Origin of the sequence: Dyadobacter psychrophilus (assembly GCF_900167945.1) — a bacterium.
Lineage (GTDB): Bacteria > Bacteroidota > Bacteroidia > Cytophagales > Spirosomataceae > Dyadobacter > Dyadobacter psychrophilus.
Window position 1 is genome coordinate 1,317,306 of the sequence record NZ_FUZA01000001.1, and the last position, 13,466, is coordinate 1,330,771.

The following is a 13,466-nucleotide window of genomic DNA, read 5'->3' on the forward strand; positions in this document are numbered from 1 at the left end:
GACCAACCGGCCGCTCCGCAATCTTTTCAAAACAAACCTTCTATACGTTGAAACGGAAATGCATAATGTCACCATCCGCAACAATGTATTCTTTTCCTTCAACGGCCATTTTACCCACTTCTTTCACACCTGCCTCTGTTTTATATTGCTCATAATCAGCAATTTTAATAACCTCAGCACGGATAAAGCCTTTCTCAAAATCACTGTGAATGACACCGGCAGCTTGGGGTGCTTTCCAGCCTTTTACAATCGTCCAGGCTCTTACTTCCTTCACGCCCGCAGTGAAATAAGTGATCAAATTTAACAGCGAATACGATGCTTTGATCAGCTTGCTCAACCCGGATTCTTTCAATCCATATTCGCCCAGGAACATTTCGTGCTCTTCCGGATCTTCGATTTCGGAAATTTGTGATTCGATAGCCGCGCAAAGAACGATTACATCTGCACCTTCGTGTTTTACAGCTTCACGCAATTTTTCAGAATATTCATTGCCTGTCAGCATCGAACCTTCGTCCACATTGGCAACGTAAAGAACAGGTTTCGCTGTAAGCAACTGCAGGTCTCCGATCACGGCTTCCTTTGTTTCTTCGTCAATCACCACGCTGCGGGCATTTTTGCCTTCTTCAAGCGTTGCTTTGTATTTTTTCAACCATTCCAGTTCAGCTTTTGCTTTTGCATCACCGGCACGCGCTCCCTTTTCTGTTTTCTGGATTTTCTTCTCAACAGATTCAAGATCCTTCATTTGTAACTCAATGTCGATGATCTCTTTATCAAAAACAGGATCAACGCGACCTTCCACGTGCACGACATTTTCGTCCTGAAAACATCTTACAACGTGTACAATGGCATCCACTTCCCGAATGTTGGCCAGAAACTTGTTTCCTAACCCGGCACCCTGACTTGCACCTTTCACAAGACCGGCGATATCTACGAATTCTATGATTGTTGGTATAACCTTCTGCGGACTAACCAATTTTGTCAACACGTCCAAACGTTCGTCGGGCACGGTTACCACGCCTACGTTGGGTTCTATTGTGCAAAAAGGATAATTGGCAGCTTCGGCTTTACCGGTTGAAATGGCATTAAAAAGAGTGGATTTCCCTACGTTCGGCAATCCCACGATCCCACATTGAAGACTCATGTTATAATTTATGCAGTTAAAAGCAGGTAGTTTTCAATGCAACAGTGCAAAGAACTCCTGTCTGCCAGATGATAATTTTTGCAAAATTACCATTTAGCGAGTAGAAAAACCAAAAGCCTTCGTAATTGATTGCGAAGGCTTTTTCATTCTTTTAATTTTTTTAATCCCACTTAAGGTCCGACTCGCCAACTACGTCCACCTCATCGGCTTTGGCTTCGAACTGAGAAAAGTCAACTTCCGGCATCAACTCTGTTTTCACATGATCCACGGCATCCTTCAAAGCATCAACGAACTTATCAAAATCTTCTTTGTACAAAAACATCTTGTGCTTTTCATACGTGAACCCGTCCCCTTGCGGATGGCGGCGACTTTCTGTGATGGTAAGATAATAATCGTTGGATCGCGTCGAGCGAACATCGAAGAAGTAAGTCCGTTTTCCTGCCCTGACCCTTTTGGAGTAGATTTGCTCTCTGTCTTCCACTATGTTAAGTTTTAAATAGGTTTTCAAACGCTAAAATATAAAGTTTATTGCTGCTAACAAAAAAACGGACACTTATTAGCAATTTGTTAGTATTGACTAGTACATTTTTCATGTGGCTTATCACTTTAGCATTTGAAATTGCTCTTTTTTAAAAAGTTTTTCTTAGCTTTGAAATTCGTGGGTTTCCGATTTTTCAGGAACTACCAAATAAACAGTAAGGAATAAGGAGTTTTACCTTATTATGTTTCACCTAAAACCAGAGATATGACTTATAATCGTATTCTGATTCTCATCCTGTTAGCATTCGCTTCCGCACCAGCCGCTTTCGCACAAGTTAAGCTGGGCAAAACTGAAACCGGTCACGCATCGTATTACGCAACCCGGTTCAACGGCAAGAAAACCTCCTTCGGAGAAGTGCACAAAAGCACAGAATTGTCAGCAGCTCACAGAAGTTACCCGCTTAACACGATGCTCGAAGTAACGAATCTGGATAATGATGAAAAAGTGATAGTAAGAGTGAATGATCGTGGCCCTTATGCCAAAAACAGGCTGGTCGATCTAAGTAATGAGGCCGCCAGATTACTCGGCATAATTGCAAAAGGTGTTGCCAATGTTTCTATACGCGTTGTCGGTATGGAAGGAATGGTCCTCCTCGACCCCAACGAACAAATTGACGCCAAATCGGGAAAAGTAGTCGCTATGCGCGGCGATAGGTAACCTAATTTCAGAATGAACAGCCGACAACTTGATCTAGCAAAAGTAAGGGAGTTTGGCAATCTGGAATTTCTGGCGAAGCAACTGGTGGAAGGTTTCATCACCGGTCTGCACAAATCTCCGTTTCACGGCTTTTCAGTTGAATTCGCTGAACATCAGCTTTATAACACGGGAGAATCCACACGTAACATTGATTGGAAGGTCTATGCAAAAACAGACCGCCTTTATGTAAAACGTTACGAAGAAGAGACCAATCTCCGCTGCCATTTGTTGCTGGACACTTCCTCTTCCATGTATTATCCGGAAGAAAGTTTTGGTAAAATGACATTCAGTGTCATGGCGGCGGCAAGCCTCACTTATCTTCTGCAAAGACAAAAAGACGCCGTAAGTCTCTGCACATTTTCAGAAAACATTGAAATTCAGACGGCTGTGAAGTCAACGCCTTCGCATGTGCACAAGATCATACTCGAACTGGATAATGTGCTGCAAAGCAAAAGGCCGCTCCTCAAAACATCCGTTGCTAGCGTCTTGCACCAAATAGCCGAAAAGATACATAAGCGCTCGCTCGTTGTGATTTTCAGCGATATGTTCGATAACCTGGAAGAAGCCGACAAAATTTTCTCCGCATTGCAGCATTTAAGGCACAATCTGCATGAAGTGCTCCTTTTTCACGTTACGGATCGCAATACCGAAGAGCTGTTCGCTTTTGAAAATCGCCCCTACGAATTCATAGACCTGGAATCCGGCGAAAGGATCAAGATTCAGCCTGATCAGGTGAGAGATTCCTATAAGGAATTTGTAGGCGACTTTTATCAAAAACTAAAACTGAAATGCGGTCAGTATAAGATCGATTTTATTGAAGCTGATATTGCAAAAGGCTTTGATCCGATCCTGATGGCCTATTTGGTAAAACACTCAAAAATGAGGTAATTTTTTCAGAAATTTGATTGCAGATCCCCACTCCTTCTGTATATCAGTTCTATGAAAAAATATTTTACTCTCTTCCTCTATTTTACCGTAACAATTTCCCTGCTAAGCAATTGCAAATCAGCCGAAAAGTCCTTAAAAAGAGGTGATTTCGACGATTCGGTCATTCGGGCAGCTGAAAAATTGAGGGGTAACCCGGAACATAGCTCTTCCATCGATATCCTCAAACAAGCTTATCCGTTAGCGCTTGAACAGCATCTGAATGATATTAAGCAAAATAAGGAGTCCGAGGACCTTTTCAAATGGGAAGCGGAACTTCAATCCTTCGAAAAACTCAACCGGCTTTTTCAGATTATAGAACAATGTGGTTCGTGCAGCAAGATTGTTACCGCTCAAAATTTTGCACAGGAAGAGAAAATGGCCAGGCACAATGCTGCCAACGTCCGTTACAAAGAAGCGCAAACATTGTTGGCCATAGGCGATCGGGAAAATGCCCGCAAGGCATACGAGCATTTCGAGGTGGTGAATAGCATTCTGCCGAACTTCAATGATGTGAAAAAAAAGCTGGACCTGGCTTATGAAATTGCTTCGTTTAAAGTGGTTGTAGAACAAGTGCTTGTCACTTCCAGGACTTATCAGTTGAGCAATGAATATTTTCAGGAGCGGGTTAATGAGTATCTGCAAACCAACAAGCGGCTGAACAAATTCGTAAGGTTTTATATGCCGGAAGAAGCCGCAAACCTTAAAATACAACCAGATCACATTATCAAGCTCCAATTTGATGACTTCGTCGTAGGAAATACGCTCGTTGAGAAAAATACGGAAGTTGTGATCAGCAAAGACAGCGTAAAAATTGGTGAGAAACAGGTGGGGAGGTCTAAAAAGCCAGTTTACGATAAGGTGACAGCCAAATTTACCCAAAGTCGTAAAACCGTCCTTTCCGCCGGACTGCTGGATATGCAGATCATGGATTTTAAAACAAAACGTGTGGTGACCCAGGAAAAATTCAATGGGGAATATAACTGGATGTGCGAATGGGCACATTTCAATGGTGATGAACGTGCACTTACAGCGGCCCAGATTCGCCAGTGTAAAAGTCAGGAATTATTGCCTCCTGCGCCCCAGCAACTGTTTATTGAATTCAGCAAACCCATTTATGAACGCCTTACCAGTAAATTGCAAACCTACTACGCGAAATACTGATAAGGCGCTTTTTTAATAATTAGGTGTTAAGAAAAAGGGACATAAAGAGTTCATCCAGGCTAGCAACAGCAATAACCTCGATCCTGAATTTTTTTAAGTCCAACCCTCTGCTGTTGTATTTCGAAATGTAAACCTTTTTAAAACCCAGCTTTTCCGCTTCAAAGATCCGGTTTTCGATCCTGCTCACGGCCCTTACTTCTCCCCCAAGCCCAACTTCTGCCGCAAAACAGACCGAAGGCGGAATAAATTTATCTTCATAAGAAGAAACAATAGAAGCAATGACAGCCAGGTCAATCGCAGGGTCTTCGACCTTTAATCCGCCGGCCACATTCAAAAACACATCCTGAACGCCTAACCTGAATCCGCCACGCTTCTCCAAAACGGCCAGCAACATTTGAAGCCGCTTACCATCAAAACCGGTGCTGCTACGTTGTGGCGTTCCATAATTGGCGACGCTGACAAGGGATTGAATTTCAATCAATAAAGGCCTGTTTCCTTCCATCATAGATCCAATTGCAATGCCGCTAACCGGTTCGTCGCGCTGGGAAATGAGTATTTCAGAGGGGTTACTAACTTGCCGCAGACCGGAGCCATGCATTTCGTAAATGCCAAGCTCGGATGTGCTTCCGAAACGGTTTTTCACGGTCCTGAGAATGCGGTAAGTGTTATGCCGGTCACCCTCAAATTGCAAAACCGTATCCACCATGTGTTCCAGCACTTTGGGGCCTGCCAGTGAACCGTCTTTGGTTATATGGCCGATCAGGAAAACAGGCACACCCATTTCCTTGGCGTATTTCATAAACTCGGCTGTACATTCCCTCACCTGCGACACACTGCCTGCACCCGACTCAATATAAGTCGATTGCATGGTCTGGATCGAATCAATGATCAGGATTTCGGGCTGAAAATCTTCAATTTGCCGGAAGATGTTTTGGGTGTGCGTTTCGGTGAGAATAAAGCAGTTGTCGCTCTTGGAATCCATGCGTTCCGCCCGCATCTTGATCTGTTGATCGGATTCTTCTCCTGAAACGTAAAGCACTTTCTTATTGGAAAGCGTAAGTGCTATCTGCAGCATTAATGTCGACTTCCCGATTCCTGGCTCCCCGCCTATCAAAACCAGTGAACCCTGCACAATTCCGCCGCCTAACACACGATTGAGCTCGCCATCGAATGTAGTAATCCTCGGCTCATTCTGATATTCTATCTCAGCAATGGATCGCGGCCTGCTGGCCAGGTTTACGCCTTTCCAGGCAACGGCTGTCTTCTTATCTTCTTTTTCAATAACTTCCTGAACAAAAGTATTCCATTCTCCGCAGGAGGGGCAGCGGCCCACCCATTTGGGTGAATTATACCCACATTCCTGACAAAAATAGGCTGTCTTGGCTTTGGCCATAAGTAGAAAAGTAATATTTATATATCCTTAGAAACTAACACGATTTAGCCAATAATTATCCAAATATTTGTACGTTTCAACCACAAAATCAAAAAAAATATAGGCTGGGTATAGTTTTTTATTTTTTGGCGTTATTAACCGGTTTTACTTAAAAAATTATATTATCCATGAACATCCTGACAAAAGTAGCTTGTATGTGTCTGTTATGCCTTACGGCCATAACATCTGCACAAGCTCAGAAAAAAGGTTTTGCGTTCGGTATTAAGGGTGGTGTGAATTTGTCACGCCTGACGATGGGAGATGTTTTTACGACAAGATACGATGCTGCGGGAAACCCATATCTGGGATATGATGGTAAAGAAGTGAAAGATAATCTGAAACAAAGCTTTGATACAAGAACAGGTGCAGTCGGCGGAATTTATGCAAGATTCGGCCGCACATTCTTTATTCAGCCGGAAGTTTTGGTTTCAACTAAAGGCGGGTCATTTGAAATTATAAAAAACGATCTTGAAAGTCCGGTTAGCGAAACGGTTAACATCAAATACAGTAACATTGATGTGCCTCTGCTGATCGGTTTCAAAGGTGGGCCACTTCGTATTTTGGCTGGGCCGGTCACTTCATTTAGAATCGGCGATAATCAGCGTTTAAGAGACGCTTTCGAGCATTACACTTCGGATCTTAACAATGCAATGTCCGAAGCAACATTCGGTTACCAACTGGGTGCTGGGCTGGATATCGGCAGTTTCAGTCTGGATGTGAGAAGGGAAGGTTCTTTTACCAATCTTGCCTCGTTCCAGGTAAATGGGCAAACAATCGGGAACGGAAATGATACAGTGAAACAAAAAATAAAATCCTGGCAGGTAACGCTTGGTTTGAAGTTATTCTGACAAGCGATTTAATGTTGGCCTGAAAACAAAACAAGCAGCCTTCGATCTGAGCGATGGCTGCTGTTTTTATGAATAACCCACTAATTTAATTCACCAAAAGTTCTTATGCGGAAATGCGCAGATTCGTATGGTCAAGCATTCCAGTAATTTCTTTGATTTTCCTGCGTGAAACAACCACTTCTTTGCCACAAGACAATTTTAACATGCGGTCGTCTTCAAGGCGCGCCACCACGTAATCCGAATTAACAAGATAGGATTTGTGAACACGCATGAAATTTGGATTTAACTGACCGGCCAAAGATTTCAAAGTTTTGGAAACCAGATACTTTTTGCCGGTGTTCGTATATATAAATGTGTAATTGCCTTCTCCTTCAAGAAAAGTGATTACTTCAGGAGCTAAATATATGGTCCGTCCCATAGATTGCACGGAGATCGAAGAAGCGCTGCCATTAATTGATTTTCCTGACAGGTTGGGGTGTGTAAAGCTTGAAAAGTTTTTCATGGTAACAGAGACTAATGTTGTTTTGTTTTCTTGAATCAAAATTAGCATATAGCGTACATCCCGGAAATACGTAAAAGTACGTACGAGTTTGTAACTCATTGAAAATCAAAACAATAATATTTGAGCAAAACCCAAAAGACGTAAGTAAACTTAGTAAAATGCGTAATTTTACTTACTCCGGAAATTTGCTTCAAATTCTAAATCCTCAGCTACAAAGTGATTCAAGCCGATCTATTCACATCAGGAGGCCGAACTTTAATTATCTTTGCACCGATTTTGGTGTGAATCCTGATCCATATCATCCTCCAGTCATTTGATAACAACAATAGTTTATGGTTACCGAACGCGTTAAAGAATTAATTTCGGAAATTGAACAAATCACAGTTGATAGTAAGGATCAGCTGGAAGCTTTCCGCCTCAGATATATCAGCAAAAAGGGCGTAGTTACAGAATTGTTCGAAGGTTTAAAAAACATTCCTCAGGAGGACCGTCGTGCGGTGGGCCAGGAGCTGAACACACTTAAAAACCTTGCGCAGAACCGTTTCCAGGAATTTAACGCGGCCATAGAAAGCGCCTCTGATACGAACCCGGAGATGGTTATTGACCTTACTTTACCGGTTGTTCCCAATCAGCAGGGCAGCTTGCACCCGCTCACCATTGTGAGAAGGCGTATCATTGAGATTTTCGAGCGAATGGGTTTCAATGTTTCCTATGGGCCGGAAATCGAAAAGGACTGGTACAATTTCAGTGCTTTGAACTTTGCCGACAACCACCCGGCGCGTGAAATGCAGGATACGTTCTTTATTTCAAAAAGTGAGGGTGAAGTTAAAGATGATATGCTGCTGCGTACGCACACATCCAATGTGCAGGTTAGGCTTATGGAAAGACAAAAACCGCCGATCAGGTCGATTATGCCCGGGCGTGTTTTCCGGAACGAAGCAATTTCCGCCCGTGCGCACTGCGTTTTTCACCAGGTTGAAGGTTTATATGTGGATCGGAATGTGAGTTTTAAAGATTTGAAAGACACATTATACCACTTTGCCAAAGAGATGTTTGGTAAGGAGTCCAAAATCCGACTGCGTCCCTCCTATTTCCCTTTTACAGAGCCGAGCGCCGAGATTGACGTAACGTGTTTTATTTGCAAAGGCAAAGGCTGTAACATCTGTAAATATACGGGCTGGGTAGAAATCGCGGGCTCTGGAATGGTGGATCCTAATGTGTTGACAAACTGTGGTATCGACAGCGAAGAATACACGGGCTTCGCATTTGGAATGGGGATTGAGCGGATTACAATGCTTCGTTATGGCATTAATGACCTGCGTTTGTTTACAGAAAACGATGTGCGCTTTTTAAGACAATTTGAGGGCGCGTAGTTCAAGGTTTGTAGTTTCGAATAACAAAGTAAAAAGCCATTATAGTGTAAATTAAAAAGCTCAAAGTGAAGAGAAGTTGTCTCTTTTAACTTTGAGCTTTTTAATTTAAACATTATGAACTTTAATCTCTTCAAGGACTTTGAGACACCCTAAAACCTCGTCTCCAGGTAATAAGGAAGCATTCTTTTCCAAACCCACCATTCGTGCGGCATATCCGGCCCCCAGATATCCAGCTCATGCGGAACATTCTTGGACGTTAATATCGACGAAATGGCTCGGGAATATTCCGGGACTTCATAAGCGCCTGATCCCGTTACGAAATGAATGTGCCGGCTATCGCGATACATGGACAGATGCCACTCTGCTTTCAATTGCGGCAAATAATGCACCGGCGAATTGAAATAGACATTATCATCGTAATAGCCGTCCGTATACTGGCTCAGATCGTAACACCCGCTCATGGCAATGATGCCGTGGATATAGTCTGGATGCTTGAAGAACAGGTTTGCCGCGTGCATGGCACCGAAAGATGCTCCTGCTGCTATAATCTCGTTGTTCTGACTTGAAGTATCCTTAATAAACGGGATCACTTCTTTGATCACATAATCATTAAATAACTGGTGCCGCACCGCTTTGTCATAGCCATGCATATACGGATTCAGCCAGCTCTCCGCATTGATACTATTAATACAATAAACTTTTACTTTTCCTGCATTGATATACGGCGCAATGCTCTCTATTAATCCATTTTGTTCGTACTCCAAATAATCCGACGCTGCTGTTGGAATCATTAACAAGGCTATTCCATAGTGTCCGTAGACTGCAATATCCATATTCTTATTCAGTGCCGGACTATACCAACCGGTTACTTCACGTTGCATTGTTTTATCATTTAAGTTGCTTTATATATTGATAAAAATCAGGCAGTCAATAAATCTGGTTTAAAGATTTCATTAAACCGATATCATCAACAGCCTGCCAGCAACTGTTAATGATAAATTAATACAAAACCCAGGTATCCTTGCCCCCTCCGCCTTGTGACGAATTAACGACCAAAGAACCTTTACGCAGTGCCACACGTGTAAGCCCGCCCGGGATCACGCTGATGTCATCCCCGTATAATATGTACGGGCGCAGATCCACGTGCCTGCCTTCCGCGTGCCCTTCAACCATACAAGGCACCCTCGAAAGTGATATCGTTGGCTGAGCAATGTAGTTTCGGGGGTTATTGCGGATTTTCTCCCTGAACAACTCGTGTTCTTCCGGAGTCGCTTTCGGCCCGATCAGCATGCCATATCCGCCCGCTTCATTGGCTTCTTTTACAACGAGTTCAGCAATATTTTCAATCACATAATCGAAATCTTCCTGCTCGCCGCAGATGTATGTTTTTACGTTTGGAATAATAGCTTCCTCACCCAAATAATACTTGATAATGCGCGGAACGTATGCATACACAACCTTATCATCCGCCACACCAGTTCCCGGAGCGTTCGCTAATGCAACACGACCTTTCTTATAAACTTCAAAAATGCCTGGAATTCCGATCAATGAATCGGGATTAAATGCTTCCGGATCCATGAATGTGTCGTCGATCCTGCGGTATATTACATCTACGATTTGAAGTCCGTTTGTCGTCCGCATCTTCACATAACCATCCGAAACCACCAGATCCCGCGCGTCCACAAGCTCTACGCCCATTTGCTGCGCCAGATAAGAATGTTCAAAGTAAGCTGAGTTGTAAATGCCGGGCGTCAGGACAGCGACTGTTGGATTAGGGCGGTCCGCCAGGTGCTGCAACATTTGTAGTAAACGCGTAGGATAATCCGAAACCGGCCTCACGCCCGTTCTGGCCAGCACGTCAGGAAAAATCTGCTTAGACAGCTCTCTGTTTTCCAGCATATAGGAAACGCCGGATGGGCAGCGCAGGTTGTCTTCCAGGACCATAAAAGTGCCGTCATCACCTTTGATCAAATCGGTGCCGGTAATGTGGCACCAAATTCCTTTCGGCGGTTTTAGCCCAAGGCAGGGTTTCAAAAAGCATTTACTGGATTCTATCAGTTCTCTCGGCACAACGCCGTCGTTCAGGATGTTCTGCTCGTTATAAACATCGTCAATAAACATGTTCAGCGCCTTAATGCGCTGTTTGAGGCCGGTTTCCAGCCATTCCCACTCCGCATTGGAAAGCACCCGCGGGATAATATCTATGGGCATGATCCGTTCGGTGCCCTCGCCTTCGGAATACACATTAAATGTGATCCCCATGGAAAGCAATGCACGTTCTGTGGCCAGCTGGCGGTTGGTAAGGTCGTCGTGTGTGAGGTTTTCAAATTTGTTCTTTAAATGTTCGTACCCCGGCCGTATCTCTCCATCTGCGGTGAACATTTCATCGAAGAAATTTTCGCTTTGATAATTAGAAAATGAAAAATTCATACAATACAAAATTTGAATAAGTATATATCAGTTGTTTACAAAACAATATATGGTCAATGTTTGAATTTACAAAACATTCACCAAATCGCAGCTTTGACCAAATAGCCTTTTTCTGAGTAAAAAGAGGACTTTTCTTCTTACTCTCTTCAACTGGACATGCCTAACGTCCTGAAAGCACGTCTGCAACAAATAAACCGATAAATACCAGGTTATGCTAAATATTAAAATCATGCCGTTCGTTTAATGCAAACATTATTTTTCCATTCGATCAAGATGGGTTGCAAGTCCGTGCAGTTACGCTTTTCTTTGCAGGCAGATTAGCCCCGAATCAACGTCTTCATTACGATATGTCTAAACATTGTTTACCTGTAATTGCACTCATTCTGGGACTGGCACAGGTTGCCAATTCTCAGCATTTGCCGGGTGTTGCAATGGGTAACTATGCGGGAACCAATGCGTTGTATCACAATCCTGCCTTCGTTGCGGACAGTCGTTACAGCCTGTATGTGAATGTGGTAGGCAGCCAGTTTTATACGGCCAACAACCATGTCAGATATGAGGCTCCCTATTCCTTTTTAAGCCTCATCACCAACACTGTATCCGACGAATACCGTAATGAGCGGGGCGTTTTACAGTTTCCGCGTTCCTATTTGGGGGAAAAATTAAACGGAAACCAAAAATATCTGAACGCAGGTGGCGACACGCGGCTGCCTTCCGTAATGTTCAATTTATTTAAAGGGAAAATCGGCGTCGGCATCTCAACTAGGGCCAGATACATTCTGAATACATCAGGGGTTACCGAACCGCTGGCGAGATTAATCAGCAAAACCACTCAGCTTGAAGAACTGCAAGGCCCGTTTTTTGATAACCAGTCGGGCAGGCTGCATCTGAACGGGTTGGGCGAAGTCGCATTTACGGTGGGAGGAACCGTTATGGACAATGAAACCGATTATCTGAAAGTCGGATTTACGGTAAAAAGGCTCATTGGACTTTATAATGCCCATGCCATCATTGATAATTCGTCTTACGACATCCAGCCGGATGAAACCTGGGAAAACAAGCGACAGTTTATCCGCGTGGAAGAAATTAATGTGCGCTATGGAATGACGCGTGACGAGGGATTTCAAAACATTAAACCGTCGCCTGCATGGCTCATTGGCGGCGCGCCTCCGGGAAGCGGCTGGGGTTTTGACCTTGGTGCTGTCTATGAATACAGACCGGATGTAAACAAATACACTTACACGGAAAAGGGCGAAAGAAAACGGGACGCGTCCAAAAATAAATATTTATATCGCGTTGCTGTTTCGTTGACAGATATTGGGCGGGTTCACTTCAAAAATCCAGCTTACGTTCTGCAACAGGAAATCCATACAACCAATAAGGAACTCAGATACGATTCATTTCAAAAACTGGAAGGATCTGAGGGAATTTTTAATGCGATTAACAGTTCACTGGACGGCGGTGCCCCGCTGGCTCCTAATTTTAAATCTGTATTACCCACGGCTTTTCAGGCAAGTGTGGACTACAATGTTCAACCCCGTGTTTACGTTAGCGGATTGTGGGTCCAGAATCTGATTTCCCAAAATGCATTTGGCATGAAAGCGGAATCGGCCATTTCGGTTACGCCGCGTTATGAGCATAAATGGTATGAAATTTCCGTTCCCTTAACCTTAATGAACCGTTACAGATCGCCGGCAATAGGCCTGGCGGGACGTGCGGGGCCGCTGTGGATCGGAACAGACCATCTTACCGGATTACTGAACATTGGAAATCCAAAATCCTTTAATTTGTATTTCGGGATTTCGGCAGGCCTTTTCCGCCGTCCGCCCGAATCACAAAATCAATGCTGGCCACCAGAAGATTCGTGGATTAGACGCATTTTTCGCAAACGATAATTGCGCCGTCCGCGTTTAATAATGATATGGTACAATTTTCTTATTGCTGCCATGATCTTTAAAACACAAACTGAGAATGAGAGAAGTAGAAAAAACCAAAGAAGAGTGGCAAAAAGAGCTGACAGGACAACAATGCTTCGTACTCTTTGAAAAAGGAACAGAAAGACCTTTTTCGCATCCATATAACGACAATAAAGAGGAAGGAACTTACGTATGCGCAGCTTGCGGCACGCCGTTGTTCAGCTCGGATACCAAATACGATTCCGGCTCAGGATGGCCTAGTTTCTTCCAGCCTATCTCCTCGGGCAATGTTGAAGAAATTGTCGACAGAGGACATGGCATGATCCGAACGGAAGTCGTTTGCAGAACTTGCGGCGGTCATTTGGGACATGTTTTCAATGATGGCCCAAAACCAACCGGCCTCAGATACTGCATGAATGGCGCGGCGTTGAAATTCGACAAAGCTTGATCAAATAATTCACAAAAAGCCGGACCAAGTCAGAAATGTCCGGCTTTTCTT

General features: G+C 43.7%; 13 protein-coding genes. 7 read left to right on the forward strand and 6 right to left on the reverse strand.

The window, feature by feature from the left end; all coding sequences use genetic code 11:
• Positions 1 to 40 precede the first annotated feature (40 nt).
• Both ychF and B5X68_RS05645 read right to left on the reverse strand, forming a co-directional pair.
• Complete coding sequence (ychF, locus tag B5X68_RS05640) at positions 41 to 1,141, reverse strand: redox-regulated ATPase YchF (protein ID WP_082213640.1); 1,101 nt, start codon at positions 1,139 to 1,141, stop codon at positions 41 to 43.
• Between the two features lie 160 nt (positions 1,142 to 1,301).
• A complete protein-coding gene (locus tag B5X68_RS05645; RefSeq protein ID WP_082213641.1) occupies positions 1,302 to 1,649 on the reverse strand; it encodes a DUF3276 family protein in 348 nt (115 codons plus the stop codon).
• Between the two features lie 237 nt (positions 1,650 to 1,886).
• On the opposite strand from B5X68_RS05645, the gene B5X68_RS05650 reads away from it, so the two are divergent.
• The 3 genes from B5X68_RS05650 to B5X68_RS05660 are packed head-to-tail and all read left to right on the forward strand — an operon-like array spanning position 1,887 to position 4,466.
• Positions 1,887 to 2,339, forward strand: coding sequence for a septal ring lytic transglycosylase RlpA family protein (locus B5X68_RS05650; protein WP_082213642.1), 453 nt, complete (start codon positions 1,887 to 1,889; stop codon positions 2,337 to 2,339).
• A 12-nt stretch (positions 2,340 to 2,351) separates the two neighbouring features.
• Positions 2,352 to 3,266 carry a DUF58 domain-containing protein gene (locus tag B5X68_RS05655; protein ID WP_082213643.1) on the forward strand — a complete coding sequence of 305 codons (915 nt, stop codon included), beginning with the start codon at positions 2,352 to 2,354 and terminating at the stop codon, positions 3,264 to 3,266.
• 51 nt (positions 3,267 to 3,317) lie between these two features.
• A complete protein-coding gene (locus tag B5X68_RS05660) occupies positions 3,318 to 4,466 on the forward strand; it encodes a hypothetical protein (RefSeq protein WP_082213644.1) in 1,149 nt (382 codons plus the stop codon).
• Positions 4,467 to 4,485: 19 nt separating this feature from the next.
• Here the strand turns inward: B5X68_RS05660 and radA are convergent, their stop codons facing one another.
• Positions 4,486 to 5,859 (reverse strand): DNA repair protein RadA, encoded by a 1,374-nt coding sequence (gene radA, locus B5X68_RS05665; protein WP_082213645.1) that lies wholly within the window; start codon positions 5,857 to 5,859, stop codon positions 4,486 to 4,488.
• A gap of 167 nt (positions 5,860 to 6,026) precedes the next feature.
• Here radA and B5X68_RS05670 point away from each other — a divergent pair, with 167 nt between their 5' ends.
• Entirely contained in the window at positions 6,027 to 6,746 is a 720-nt protein-coding gene (locus B5X68_RS05670) for a porin family protein (protein WP_082213646.1), read from the forward strand.
• 103 nt (positions 6,747 to 6,849) lie between these two features.
• Here B5X68_RS05670 and B5X68_RS05675 read toward each other — a convergent pair whose 3' ends face one another.
• The gene (locus B5X68_RS05675; RefSeq protein WP_229208288.1) at positions 6,850 to 7,248 is read right to left on the reverse strand and encodes a LytR/AlgR family response regulator transcription factor; all 399 of its coding nucleotides are present in this window, start codon (positions 7,246 to 7,248) and stop codon (positions 6,850 to 6,852) included.
• Between the two features lie 332 nt (positions 7,249 to 7,580).
• Here B5X68_RS05675 and pheS point away from each other — a divergent pair, with 332 nt between their 5' ends.
• On the forward strand, positions 7,581 to 8,621 hold the full coding sequence (gene pheS, locus B5X68_RS05680) for a phenylalanine--tRNA ligase subunit alpha (protein WP_082213647.1): 1,041 nt from the start codon (positions 7,581 to 7,583) through the stop codon (positions 8,619 to 8,621).
• A 149-nt stretch (positions 8,622 to 8,770) separates the two neighbouring features.
• Here pheS and B5X68_RS05685 read toward each other — a convergent pair whose 3' ends face one another.
• Both B5X68_RS05685 and B5X68_RS05690 read right to left on the reverse strand, forming a co-directional pair.
• The gene (locus tag B5X68_RS05685) at positions 8,771 to 9,502 is read right to left on the reverse strand and encodes an esterase family protein (RefSeq protein ID WP_082213648.1); all 732 of its coding nucleotides are present in this window, start codon (positions 9,500 to 9,502) and stop codon (positions 8,771 to 8,773) included.
• A 118-nt stretch (positions 9,503 to 9,620) separates the two neighbouring features.
• Entirely contained in the window at positions 9,621 to 11,051 is a 1,431-nt protein-coding gene (locus tag B5X68_RS05690) for a circularly permuted type 2 ATP-grasp protein (RefSeq protein WP_082213649.1), read from the reverse strand.
• A gap of 347 nt (positions 11,052 to 11,398) precedes the next feature.
• Here B5X68_RS05690 and B5X68_RS05695 point away from each other — a divergent pair, with 347 nt between their 5' ends.
• Positions 11,399 to 12,946 (forward strand): DUF5723 family protein, encoded by a 1,548-nt coding sequence (locus tag B5X68_RS05695; RefSeq protein WP_082213650.1) that lies wholly within the window; start codon positions 11,399 to 11,401, stop codon positions 12,944 to 12,946.
• Positions 12,947 to 13,022: 76 nt separating this feature from the next.
• Complete coding sequence (msrB, locus tag B5X68_RS05700) at positions 13,023 to 13,415, forward strand: peptide-methionine (R)-S-oxide reductase MsrB (RefSeq protein ID WP_082213651.1); 393 nt, start codon at positions 13,023 to 13,025, stop codon at positions 13,413 to 13,415.
• Positions 13,416 to 13,466 lie beyond the last annotated feature (51 nt).

Excerpts from the sequence above, each read along its gene's own strand:
- radA (WP_082213645.1), bottom strand. The coding sequence starts at position 5,859 with ATGGCCAAAGCCAAGACAGCCTATTTTTGTCAGGAATGTGGGTATAAT.
- B5X68_RS05685 (WP_082213648.1), bottom strand. The coding sequence starts at position 9,502 with ATGCAACGTGAAGTAACCGGTTGGTATAGTCCGGCACTGAATAAGAAT.
- B5X68_RS05675 (WP_229208288.1), bottom strand. The coding sequence starts at position 7,248 with ATGAAAAACTTTTCAAGCTTTACACACCCCAACCTGTCAGGAAAATCA.
- B5X68_RS05655 (WP_082213643.1), top strand. The coding sequence starts at position 2,352 with ATGAACAGCCGACAACTTGATCTAGCAAAAGTAAGGGAGTTTGGCAAT.
- ychF (WP_082213640.1), bottom strand. The coding sequence starts at position 1,141 with ATGAGTCTTCAATGTGGGATCGTGGGATTGCCGAACGTAGGGAAATCC.
- B5X68_RS05695 (WP_082213650.1), top strand. The coding sequence starts at position 11,399 with ATGTCTAAACATTGTTTACCTGTAATTGCACTCATTCTGGGACTGGCA.
- B5X68_RS05660 (WP_082213644.1), top strand. The coding sequence starts at position 3,318 with ATGAAAAAATATTTTACTCTCTTCCTCTATTTTACCGTAACAATTTCC.
- B5X68_RS05670 (WP_082213646.1), top strand. The coding sequence starts at position 6,027 with ATGAACATCCTGACAAAAGTAGCTTGTATGTGTCTGTTATGCCTTACG.
- pheS (WP_082213647.1), top strand. The coding sequence starts at position 7,581 with ATGGTTACCGAACGCGTTAAAGAATTAATTTCGGAAATTGAACAAATC.
- B5X68_RS05650 (WP_082213642.1), top strand. The coding sequence starts at position 1,887 with ATGACTTATAATCGTATTCTGATTCTCATCCTGTTAGCATTCGCTTCC.
- msrB (WP_082213651.1), top strand. The coding sequence starts at position 13,023 with ATGAGAGAAGTAGAAAAAACCAAAGAAGAGTGGCAAAAAGAGCTGACA.
- B5X68_RS05690 (WP_082213649.1), bottom strand. The coding sequence starts at position 11,051 with ATGAATTTTTCATTTTCTAATTATCAAAGCGAAAATTTCTTCGATGAA.